Raw genomic sequence first — 10,282 nt, 5'->3', positions numbered from 1 at the left:
GTCAACTGTCAACTGTCAACTGTCAACTGTCAACTGTCAACTGTCAACTGTCAACTGTCAACTGTCAACTGTCAACATCAAACTGACATTAATAAAGGTCGGAAACCGTGTTTGACAGAAATAAGACCGATTTGCTCCATCTTCTCCACAGTAATTTGGTTCCGTCCCCAAGAAAAATTGGTATACAATTTTTCAAATTCCAGCAGCATTGATTCGGCAAAACAGGCAAACAACTGTCTGCCCGGTACATCCATATTGACAATCTTCATAATTTTCCACTCAATATCGAGGGAATGCTCCACAATCCCGCCATTGAGTACGTAAATTTCGGGATGCTTAACCTGAGTTGCCAGATTTTTCGGATAGCCACCGTCAATCAATAAACATGGTTGCTTCAATGTCTTAGGGTCAATTTCTACTCCCTTTGGCATACTGGCTACCCAGACTACAATATCGGCTTGGGGGAGGGCTTCTTCCAAGTCCATAATTTTGCCTCGGCCCAATTCCGATTGCAAATCTTGTAATCGTTCTTTGTCGCGGGCAATGAGCAACAATTCTGCTACATTGGTTTTAACATTGAGCCAGCGACACACAGCACTGCCAATATCGCCAGTAGCACCACAAACGGCTACCGTGGCTTTTGAAAGTTCAATCCCCAATTTAGGGGCTGCTTCTTCTACTTGGCGGCAGAGGATATAAGCCGTGTGAGTGTTACCAGTGGTGAAGCGTTCAAACTCCAACTTGAGATTGCGAATTTGCTTAATTTGCTGCAAGTTGAAAGTCTCAAAAATTATCGAAGAAAAGCCGCCTAAAGCCGTGATGTTAATCCCGTTTTTTTGAGCGTGTGCCATCGCATTAAGGATTTTGCGAGTGGCTGCTTTTATCCGACGAGTGGCTAGCATTTCTGGCAGAAAACAGGACTCGACATAGCGCCCTTCTATTTTTTGTCCAGTGATGCTTGTTACCGTGATCTGATCAACTATTTGGGGCGGTGCGCTGCACCAAAAATCGAGACCTTGATCGGCATATTCTGGATAGCCCAGCTCGTTAGCTACTGATTGGGCGTGTTCTAAGCTGGTTAAGTGACCGATTAGACCAAACATTAAGTTGTCAAATGAAGGAAGATGGAAGGTGGAAGATGGAAGATGGAAGATGGAAGATGGGAAGATTAAAAATTTATATTTTAAAATGAGTTATCCCATTTTTAATTTTTAATTTTTAATTTTTTTCCCATTCTTTATTTCTGAATTAACTAGGCTGCGAGGCCTTGTGCTGACATCCGCATGATATCGCGGTTGTTAAAGCCTATGTTACCTAGGGCTTCGCCGTAGGCAATCATAAAGTCTTCGATTAAAGCGTCTTTTTCCATGCCCAAGACGCGGGCATCGTCTGCGACAGCGTTTAGCAGCTTCCAGATGATGGGCAGGTTTTGGCGGTTGGCGGCTTCTAGTTCGGCTTTGGATTCCTCAAAGTGAGCTTGCAGCCAGACTTCCCCAAAGTTGAGGTGGCTGTATTCTTCTTTGACGACGCCTTCGGTGATTTTGCGAGCAAAGTCATCGGCGACGGGGATGTAGATGTTGTAGGCTGCGATCGCAAAACACTCGATAATTAGCGATTGAATCAACAAACAAGTTACAATCTGACCTTGGGCCGCGGCCGTCTGGAAGTTTTTGTGCAATTCCGAAAAGAACTGCTTGGCAAATGCCATGTCCGGCGTGACTTTAAGATTCCGGCCACAAGCTTGGAAGCCTTTCATGTGGCGGTTCTCCATCTTGGACAAGCCAATTAACTCTGCTTTTTTGTCAGCCAACAGTTCGGCCAGTGTCAGGTAATTGTCGTGAGCTTCTTGTTCGCCTTCAATCACAATGGCGTTGATGCGACTGTAAGCATCTTTGTAAGTTTCGGTTTGAAAGTCAATTGTTGGGCTGGCCTCAAGCTGGGGCATAGATATGTAGTCTCCTCATATAAGCTTGTGGGATGTTTGGAAACCCCTTTAAAATTGGGGGTCAGTGACAGTACACTTTACCTATTTTGAACGCACCCCATCTAAATCACAGATTATAGCTGAGGATGCTTTCGACAATGCACTTTTCTTTGACGTTCCGGGAAAAACTGGCGTCAAGCGTGCGTGTTTGCCGGACTTTTGCCGTCGAACACTCCAGAAAGACTATCGCTAGAATGCTATCTATTTACTAATTACTTGAATTAGTCGTTAGTCGATCTTTTGCCCGGAAATAGATGATAGAAATACGGTCTATGTCTCCACCTTTAAGGGTTTTACAGTACCAACTCTATCTATAACATTATATCCTAATCACAACTTCCTCCCTAGGTACTCCTTCTTTCCCTCTACGACTATTATGTTGTTGTATGGGAATCTGGGAGGCGATCGGGTTGGAGAACCTCACAGGCTTATTATTTTAGGTTAATTCACAAATTTATGGGTAAATCCTTTGACAGGTCTCAAGCGCTGGAACTGCTGAGTTTTATTTTGTTGCTGGCGGGGGCTGCGGTGGTGCTGCTGCCACTGGCTGCTGTATTTTTGGTTTCTTTATCACCATCTGGTGTTGGTGTCAAGGCCACAGGCTTGACTTTTGCGAACTATCAGGAGGCTTGGCGACGGGGCAATTTTTTATTGGCATTCTTTAATTCTACTCTAGTGGCGATCGCAGTGACGGGTTTTCAGGTTGTGACTTCTGCTTTGGCCGGTTATGCTTTGGCCAGACTGAAGTTTCGGGGGCGACAGGCCCTAGTTTTGGGGGTTTTGGCGACGCTGGTAATTCCGTTTCAGCTTTTGGTGATTCCGATTTTCTTGGTTTTGAAGTGGGGCCATCTGCTGAATACTTACGGGGCGCTGATTTTGCCGACGGCGGCTAACGGTTTTGGGATTTTTCTGCTGCGCCAGTATTTTATGACTGTTCCGGTGGAGTTGGAGGAGGCGGCAATGCTGGATGGGGCTAACCGCTGGCAGGTTTTGTGGCAGGTGATGCTACCTTTGGCCCGCCCTGCTTTGGTGACGCTGTTTTTGTTTACGTTTATCGGGGAGTGGAACGATTTGTTTAAGCCGCTGGTGTTTACGACGCGGCCAGAGTTGCGGACTGTGCAGTTAGCTTTGGCTGAGTTTCAGGAACAGTTTACTAGCAGTTGGCAGTTGTTGATGGCGGCGGTGGTAATTGGCACAGTGCCGGTGGTGTTGCTGTTTTTGGCCGGTCAACGGCAGTTTATTCGGGGGATTGCGGCGACGGGGATTAAGAATTGAGTTGGAGATGCTTGGCAATTAAGTTTGTAGTCATTTGTTGAACCATTCTCTAGAACAGGCAAGATGCCTGTTCCACAAATACTAAATGTTCTTGTGGAACAGGCATCTTGCCTGTTGCTGACATTGGTGCAAGATTGGAGTTTGTAGTGAAGGAGGCGATTGAAATCGCTACTATACAAACGAAGTTCACTTTAAGCGGACTAAGAGATAAAGGTGATATCAAAGCTGTATTATGTGAATCTATGCAAAAGCTCGGTTTATTTTTATTTATCCTATCTTTTCTACCGTGGTTGGCAGTCTTTTTTGTTGTGCCCTTCCTGCCGCTGGACATTACCCAAAAAACTACTTTATCTGTCGTTCTGGCTGTTGGGGCGGAAGTTTGTTTTTGGATTAGCGTAGTGCTGTTGGGGAAAGAAATAGTTACCAAATATCGGCGTTATTTGCATCCCTGATATCTTTGGAAAAAACTTAGAAATTTTAACCGCAGATGAACAGGGTTCGACGCAGATAATGAGCCTGGATGTTGGCTTTTATCTGCGGTCAAGGTTGAGCTATTCGCTGAAAATTTGCAAGCGAATAGAGCGTTCTCCGTCTCCGAAATCTACTTCAATCTTTTCTCCCGAAAGACTGTCTAAGCATCCCAAAAGCAACCGCAAATTCGGTGTACTTGCTCCTGTATCTACGTACAATCTATCGGCCAAACTGCCTAAACGCTTCCAAATCGTGTAGAGTTTGACTACTGTTTGTTCAAGCTGTGCGGCTTGTTTTACAACGTCGGCGGTGGTTCCCAAACAGCCGACTCGCAAAGATTCTTCTAAGGCCATTTCCATGTCTAAATGAGACTGATTGAGAGCTTGCACTTGGGCGGCGGCGTCGAGATATTTTGATAAGTTCTTGGCGTCGGATGTGAGCTGTTTGACAGTATCTACGTCGGGATTTTCTGCTACTTCTTTTTGAATTTCGCTTTGGTGAGATGGGGAGAGTTTCTCCATTTCTTTGACTAAAGGAGCGAGGTAGCGGGAAGGTAGAGAACCTGTAGATGCTTTTTCTTTGACTTCTTCTGGCAATAAATCTGAGTTCATTGCCATCCATTCGTCGGATAGTTGTTTGACTTCGCGGCGGGTGATGCGATCGCCATTTGCTGCGGCATCTGTTACCATTTGCTGGACTTCGGGAGATGCTTTGGCGGTTTCTACAAAGGCTCTTTTGCTGAAGTTTCTAATGGAATCTGGGTCTAAATCTCCTTGCTGGATCAGAGTATCGGCACTATTAGCTAATTCTATCAAAGAATAGGCTTGACTTTTGCCAATTTCTCTTTCTTTGAGCCAGTTCAAAAAGCCTGTGCCGCGTCCTTCACCGCCTTTTTTTTCTCTGTCTCGGACTGTTCGGAGAATGCGTCCCCGCCAAATGTCGGTTTGCAAGTCGAAGCGATCGCACACTTTCCAGGCATTGTCAACCTGATTGTCAAAATCAAAGTCTGGTATTTGTTCGTCTTCGGGGTCTGGCAATTGGAAATTGATATCGGTAAAGCCGTTGAGGGCTTCTGCAAGTTCTGCGGGATTTAGGGGGACTTCAGCCATTAGGAAAAATTTGTGTAGTGCAACAGCCGGTTTAATTGGGAACTTGCACGGGTTGACAGTTGAGACGCTATATGTAGCGGTAAGGTAGGCAAGATTTACCTACTAATAGAGCTTTTGTGCAAGTCATATTATTATTGCACGATGGGGGGCGATCGGCGAAAAGATACCCAAAAAGACTCCGGGCACGCCCCTGATGGGACTTGAGGGGAGTGCTGGCTTTGGGGGGATTGAGTTAAAGTGAATGAGGATATTATAGGATGGCATTACCTACTGTACTCGATCGCCAAGTTTGGGAATATGCTTGTCAGCCTGACTATAATTTAAGTAGGTGAAAACTCAAGTTAATTTATGCCAGCTAAAGATATCTACCACAACGAAGTTAAAAATGCCTTACTCAAAGACGGTTGGACAATTACGGCAGATCCATACTTTATAAAATATGAGGATGCCGAGTTATATGCTGATTTAGCAGCAGAAAAGCCGATTGCAGCACAACGTCAGGGACAAAAGATAGTTGTTGAAATTAAGAGCTTTATTGGGCGATCGCTAATGTATGATTTTCACGGCGCCCTCGGTCAATATATAGTCTACAGAAATCTCATTCAACTCACGGAGCCAGAATACAAGCTCTATTTAGCAATTGACGATGTTGTCTACCAAAACTTTTTTAAACGCAATTCTATACAATTAATTAGTAAGGAAAATAAGCTTTTGTTAATGGTAGTTGAAATGGAAAAGGAGGAAATCCTGCAATGGATCAACTAAAATACTATCGGAGTACGATCGAAAAAATATTGACTGAATATTATGAACTCGGCGTCAAAGGAGGGATGGCGGTAGATGAATTAGAGACAGACAGCCGCCTTGCCTTTGACGAAAAACGAGATCAATATCTGTGGTTTCGCTCTGGTTGGGAGGAAAAAAAACGGATATGCCACATTACGATGTATCTTCGTATTAAAGATGGCAAAATTTGGGTTGAAGAAGATTGGACAGATTTGTGTGTCGTTGATGATTTACTAGCAGCAGGAATTCCTAAAAGCGATATTGTTTTAGGGTTTCACAATCCCTATAAACGAAAATTTACGGAGTTTGCTGTTGGTTGATGCCATAAGTGCGATCGTCCGGGAGGATAAGCTGCGGGGCGATCGCTATCTTCTGATGCTAAAATTGAGAACAATCGAATAAATAGAGTAAAAATATGACAATTTACGATCTAACTTCGGCTAAAATCAGCCAACTGCCAGAGTCACTCGTTCAATAAGTGAATGATTTTATAGACTTTTTGCTCCTCAAATATAACAGTGAATTGCCACAGTTGACTGAATCAGACTTTTCTGACTATTTAAATAATTTAGAAGCCTATGAAGAAAAGTTAGCGCGAGGAGAAATTGAATTGTATGGGCTTCATCAGTAAATGTAACTTATACCAGAGGAGATGTCATCTTGTGCGATTTGAATCCGGTAGTTGGTACAGAGCAAGCTGGTATAAGACCTGTTGTCATCTTACAGATTGACCGTGCTAATGCAGTAAGTCATCATACTATTATTGCACCGTTTACTACTAAAATTCGTCGCGCTCTTTTACCTTCTCATGTATTTGTGCCATCTGGAGTTGGGGGTTTAAATCAAGATTCAGTGATACTTTGCGAACAGATTCGAGTTATTGACAAATCTAGGGTTATTAGGATAATCGGTCAATCGATTTTAGATTTTAGATTTTAGATTTTAGATTAAAGCATTGACCCCACGGATAAATTCGGGGGCAAGTTTATCGGATACAGGTTTTTTATTTCTGGACGGATGAATCACGTGGCGGGTATCATGGATGCTTTCGGTCATTTAGATGACAATTATATGGATGGGCTGGCAGTAGCCCTGCGGGCGATTTTAGGTTTGTGAGCCTCAGAAACCGGGTTTCTTCAGAAATGTCATGAGGAAGCGTAAATGCTCAGAGAAACCCGGTTTCTTGGATGGTTGGTCACTCGCGCAGGGCCTGAGAAACCCGGTTTATTCAAAAAATCTCATGATGAATCAACGGAAATTTTTAGGAACTTACATCAGGTATGAATAAACGTATCTAAGTCAGTGGTTGTAACTATCTCTGCCTTTGTGCTAGATTTTTATCCAATTCCATAAAATTTTTATCATGGGCATCGCTACAACTAGCATCGCAACGAAAAAATAGCCACTACCTCCCTGCGTGAAATCATGCCCAAAGACTTCTCCGGTAAAAATCTCCGAGGCCACAATTTCAAAGGTCAAAACCTCACAGGTGCAAAATTCATCGGTGCAGACATCCGAGGCGCAAATTTCACAAATGCCATCCTCAGAGAAGCTGACTTCACCCGTGCCAAAGCTGGACTGCAACGTCGCTGGACAATTTTTCTAGTAACTATCTCGCTATTTTTATCGTTAATATCGGGATTGATTTCAGGATTTGCTAGTTCTTGGGTAGCAATTTTTTTCATTCCAGATGCCATCAAACAGTACACCATTATTCCCGGTGTGGTTGTGTTGATAGTTTTGGCAATCTTCTTTATAGCTACTATCCGCCAAGGTATAGGGGCAGGGGCAGTGGCAGCGGCAGTGGCAGGGGCAGCGGCTGCGGCTGCGGCTGCGGTAGTGGCAGGGCCAGCGGCAGTGGCAGTGGCAGGGGCAGGGGCAGTGGCAGGGGCAGGGGCAGTGGCAGGGCCAGCGGCAGTGGCAGGGGCAGTGGCAGGGGCAGGGGCAGTGGCAGGGTCAGTGGCAGGGGCAGTGTCAGTGGCAGGGGCAGGGGCAGTGGCAGTGGTAGCGGCAGTGGTAGCGGCAGTGGTAGCGGCAGTGGTAGCGGCAGTGGTAGCGGCAGTGGCAGGGGCAGGGGCAGTGGTAGCGGCAGTGGCAGGGGCAGGGGCAGTGGTAGCGGCAGTGGCAGTGGCAGTGGCAGGGGCAGCGACAGGCATAGGACTAGGTATTTACGTTGCTTGCCGTGCCCTGGCTGGGGATGAGAAACAGGCCTTGATTCGCACTGTTGCCATTGCCTTTGCCGCTACAGGTGGCACTAGCTTTCGGAATGCGGATCTAACTGATGCCAATTTCACTGAGGCAATTCTCAAAAGTACAGATTTTAGAACAGCTAATCTCACTCGCACTTGCTTCCGCAAAACAGAAAAACTCGATCGCGCGCGTGTCGGTAATTCGATATTAGCTGATACCCGCATCCGAGAATTACTAATCACTGGCAATGGTTACAAAAAATCCTATGTTGGTGCGAATCTCCAAGGAGCAAACCTGACAGGCGTTAATCTCAGCTATGCTAATTTCAAGCAGGCTAACTTCAGCGAAGCAACTTTGCATCAAGCTAATTTGGAATCGGCAAACCTCACTGAAACTCAAGCCTTGGCAACAGATTTTACAGCAGCTTGTTTTACAGGTGCTTGTTTGGAAGCTTGGAATATTGACGCTAATACAAAGCTCGATCGCGTTGACTGTCGGTTTGTTTATCTTCTAGAATATCCCAAACCGGGAACTGGCGATCGCGATCGCCGCCCTCACCACATCAACAAGTGTTTTGAACCGGGGGATTTCGAGAAACTATATAAAAAGATTCTGAGCGCCGTGCAGATCCTGCTCAAAGATGGGATTAACCCCGAAGCTTTTACCGCAGCTTTCCAAAAGTTAATGCAAGAATTTCCAGACATTACGCCGGATTCAATTCAAGCATTTGAAAAAAAAGGAGACGATGTTTTACTGACTTTAAATGTTCCCGAAGGAACGGATAAGGCAAAAATCGAGCAGAATTGGGACGAAGGTTATCAAGCAAGGCTGGAAGCTCAAAGGCAAGCCGAGCGATTAAAAGCTAAAGATGAAATTATTGCAATAGAAAGACATCACTACCGTGTCTTTCAAGACTTTGTGAAAGGAGTGTTTAGTCAATATTTGATAAATCCTTCAACCGTGCCTCAGCCATCGAACCCTATAATTAACATTAACAATCAATCTACAGCAGAGAATAAAGTCGCAAGCGATAACATCGACCAAAGTCGCAAAGCTGACATTTCAGGCGGAACGATTAACGCTACCGGTGCCGGCTCATTAAGTTTAGGAGATAATGACGGTACAACAGCGAACACGATCGAGGAGTTGCCCGATCCAGCCGTTAGCGCAGCCCTCGAAGAGGATCGCCCTTCCTGACAAAGTGAGTAATGCTATAATTTTAGTCAAACTCTGGTAACAGCGGAAATCAAAGCTATGAGCGTATCAATATGAGTAATAGCAACTTAAATTTCACTGAGGAAAGTTTCGATGATTCTGCATTATTGCAGTTAGATGAAATCAGCAGCAAACTTACCACTAATATTAATCAGTTGCCTCACTCACCTGGACTGTTTCAATTAGTTATAGATCAATTGTTAAAATACTACCAACTTTCAATAAAAGCAGTCGAAGAAAGATATCAAGCCGAACTTAAAGCAAAAGATGCTCAAATAGAGACGTATCGTGAGGAAATAGCTTTTTTGAGAGAACTGACTGTCAAGTTAGCTAAAAATCCGATCGTGATTAATTCCAGCCAAGACAACAAGCCAGAATAAATTTCTTTTTAGTTTATGTCAAATGAGGAAGAACTGGCTCGGCTGAAACAAAAGTGTGAAGCAAAAATTAGAGAATTAAAGCAAAGACACAAATTAGAAATCGCTGTTAAAGACAAAGAAATTCAAGACTGTCGCCAAGCAATCGCTGTTAAAGACAAGGAAATTCAAGACTGTCGCCAAGCAATCGCTGTTAAAGACAGTAAAATCCAAGACTATCGCGAACAAATCGAATATTTAAGAAAACTTAATATGTCTTTCGCAGAAAGAGTAATTTATAATAATATAGAAGTGAACACCACATCAGAGAGTAAAGCTATGAGTGACCAAATCGACCAAAGTCGCAAAATAGAAATTACAGGCGGAACCGTTAACGCTAGCGGTGCTGGAGCTTTAAGTTTAGGTGATATCAGCGGTACTGTTGCCAATACAATTAATCAATTATCTGATTCTGCTAAACCTGATGAACCGGGAATCAAAGAATTATTAACCCAGTTACAAACAGCGATCGAGGCTGAAACTGATTTATCTGATGATGATAAAGCTGAAGCCTTGGAACAGGTAAAAACTTTGGCCGAAGTAGGGAAAAATCCCCAAGAAAGTACAATGCAAAAGGCGGGGAAAACGGCCATGAAAATTTTGAAAGGGACTATTGCTGGTTTACCTAGTGCGGCAACGTTGGTAGAAGCTTGCAGTAAATTGTTGCCTGCGATCGCAAGTCTCTTACTTTTACCCTAAAATCCAATATCAACGCCCAGTAAGTAATGGTATTTTTAGGGCGGGCGAGACGCCCACCCCACGCCCAGTAAGTAATGGTATTTTTAGGGCGGGCGAGACGCCCACCCCACGCCCAGTAAGTAATGGTATTTTTAGGG

At 44.3% G+C, this 10,282-nt stretch carries 11 protein-coding genes; 8 read left to right on the top strand and 3 right to left on the bottom strand.

From position 1 onward, the window contains the following. Nucleotides 1–77: 77 nt before the first annotated feature. The gene (locus tag QUA16_RS33735; protein ID WP_333108747.1) at nt 78–1,103 is read right to left on the bottom strand and encodes a long-chain acyl-[acyl-carrier-protein] reductase; all 1,026 of its coding nucleotides are present in this window, start codon (nt 1,101–1,103) and stop codon (nt 78–80) included. A gap of 149 nt (nt 1,104–1,252) precedes the next feature. After that, a complete protein-coding gene (locus QUA16_RS33730; RefSeq protein ID WP_333045307.1) occupies nt 1,253–1,945 on the bottom strand; it encodes an aldehyde oxygenase (deformylating) in 693 nt (230 codons plus the stop codon). A 495-nt stretch (nt 1,946–2,440) separates the two neighbouring features. Between QUA16_RS33730 and QUA16_RS33725 the strand changes: the two genes are divergently transcribed. Both QUA16_RS33725 and QUA16_RS33720 read left to right on the top strand, forming a co-directional pair. Beyond that, nucleotides 2,441–3,259 (top strand): carbohydrate ABC transporter permease, encoded by an 819-nt coding sequence (locus QUA16_RS33725; RefSeq protein ID WP_333108748.1) that lies wholly within the window; start codon nt 2,441–2,443, stop codon nt 3,257–3,259. A gap of 107 nt (nt 3,260–3,366) precedes the next feature. Next, nucleotides 3,367–3,711, top strand: coding sequence for a transporter suffix domain-containing protein (locus QUA16_RS33720; RefSeq protein ID WP_333108749.1), 345 nt, complete (start codon nt 3,367–3,369; stop codon nt 3,709–3,711). 99 nt (nt 3,712–3,810) lie between these two features. Here QUA16_RS33720 and QUA16_RS33715 read toward each other — a convergent pair whose 3' ends face one another. Beyond that, nucleotides 3,811–4,839 carry a hypothetical protein gene (locus QUA16_RS33715; protein WP_333051506.1) on the bottom strand — a complete coding sequence of 343 codons (1,029 nt, stop codon included), beginning with the start codon at nt 4,837–4,839 and terminating at the stop codon, nt 3,811–3,813. Nucleotides 4,840–5,187: 348 nt separating this feature from the next. Between QUA16_RS33715 and QUA16_RS33710 the strand changes: the two genes are divergently transcribed. The 6 genes from QUA16_RS33710 (at nt 5,188) to QUA16_RS33685 (ending at nt 10,145) form a co-directional block, all read left to right on the top strand. Beyond that, nucleotides 5,188–5,604 (top strand): XisH family protein, encoded by a 417-nt coding sequence (locus QUA16_RS33710; protein WP_333108750.1) that lies wholly within the window; start codon nt 5,188–5,190, stop codon nt 5,602–5,604. Continuing rightward, on the top strand, nt 5,592–5,945 hold the full coding sequence (locus tag QUA16_RS33705) for a XisI protein (protein WP_333108751.1): 354 nt from the start codon (nt 5,592–5,594) through the stop codon (nt 5,943–5,945). The genes QUA16_RS33710 and QUA16_RS33705 overlap by 13 nt, the downstream gene beginning before the upstream one ends. A gap of 289 nt (nt 5,946–6,234) precedes the next feature. Further along, nucleotides 6,235–6,564 (top strand): type II toxin-antitoxin system PemK/MazF family toxin, encoded by a 330-nt coding sequence (locus tag QUA16_RS33700; protein ID WP_333181686.1) that lies wholly within the window; start codon nt 6,235–6,237, stop codon nt 6,562–6,564. Nucleotides 6,565–7,050: 486 nt separating this feature from the next. Then, on the top strand, nt 7,051–9,012 hold the full coding sequence (locus QUA16_RS33695) for a pentapeptide repeat-containing protein (RefSeq protein ID WP_333108752.1): 1,962 nt from the start codon (nt 7,051–7,053) through the stop codon (nt 9,010–9,012). 71 nt (nt 9,013–9,083) lie between these two features. Then, a complete protein-coding gene (locus tag QUA16_RS33690) occupies nt 9,084–9,410 on the top strand; it encodes a hypothetical protein (protein WP_333073777.1) in 327 nt (108 codons plus the stop codon). Nucleotides 9,411–9,425: 15 nt separating this feature from the next. Continuing rightward, entirely contained in the window at nt 9,426–10,145 is a 720-nt protein-coding gene (locus QUA16_RS33685; protein ID WP_333108753.1) for a hypothetical protein, read from the top strand. Nucleotides 10,146–10,282 lie beyond the last annotated feature (137 nt).

This window comes from Microcoleus sp. S13_C3, assembly GCF_036700905.1.
Classification (GTDB): Bacteria; Cyanobacteriota; Cyanobacteriia; order Cyanobacteriales; family Microcoleaceae; genus Microcoleus.
This window is presented reverse-complemented; position numbering and strand designations above follow the sequence as displayed.